Raw genomic sequence first — 562 nt, 5'->3', positions numbered from 1 at the left:
GCACGCCACCGGTGCCCCAGCCATAGGGCATCGGCATCTCGCGGCTGGCGAAGGGCACCTGATAGCCCGGGATGGCGATCGCCTTGAGGATGGCGCGGCGGATCATTCGCTTGGTCTGTTCGTCGAGATAGGCGAAATTATAGCTGACAAGATTATCCATTTGAGCTACCTTAACGTGTAGACGCGAGGAGTTGTGAGCCATGCCGTATGAAACTGCCATTCCTCCGATCGACAACGTGATTGGCATTTGTGTGATCGGTGTTTTCGGCATCGCTATCTGGCTGCATGCAAGATCTTACGTGGCGAAGTACGGAATCGTTGCATCTGGCCCGGCGCAACTGGATGGTTTGGCCTCCGGTGGCGACGGAAGCGACCACGGGGGATGTGGCGATGGCGGAGGTCACGGAAGTTGTGGCGATGGCGGTCACTGAAGTGATCATTCCGCCGCCTCCCGTTGTTCGCTTGTGTCTTTAATGCCCTTCGTTGCTTCAAACTCGGCGCGCATGCGCCGGACGAGATCGAGCTCGGCCTGGAAGTCGACGTAATGGGGCAGCTTCAGATG

The 562-nt window shown here is 58.0% G+C and carries 1 protein-coding gene and 1 pseudogene; both read right to left on the bottom strand.

Annotation, left to right across the window (positions count from 1 at the left end; all coding sequences use genetic code 11):
* On the bottom strand, nt 1–160 hold a 160-nt coding region (locus tag AC1D0P_RS27570), incomplete at its 3' end, for an alpha-D-ribose 1-methylphosphonate 5-phosphate C-P-lyase PhnJ (protein ID WP_477679639.1).
* 276 nt (nt 161–436) lie between these two features.
* Nucleotides 437–562, bottom strand: a pseudogene (locus AC1D0P_RS27565) (carbon-phosphorus lyase complex subunit); the annotation flags it as partial.

It is taken from the genome of Polaromonas sp. P1_G2, assembly GCF_056405515.1.
The sequence above is the reverse complement of the archived record's forward strand: the minus strand, read 5'-3'. Positions and strand labels throughout refer to the sequence as shown.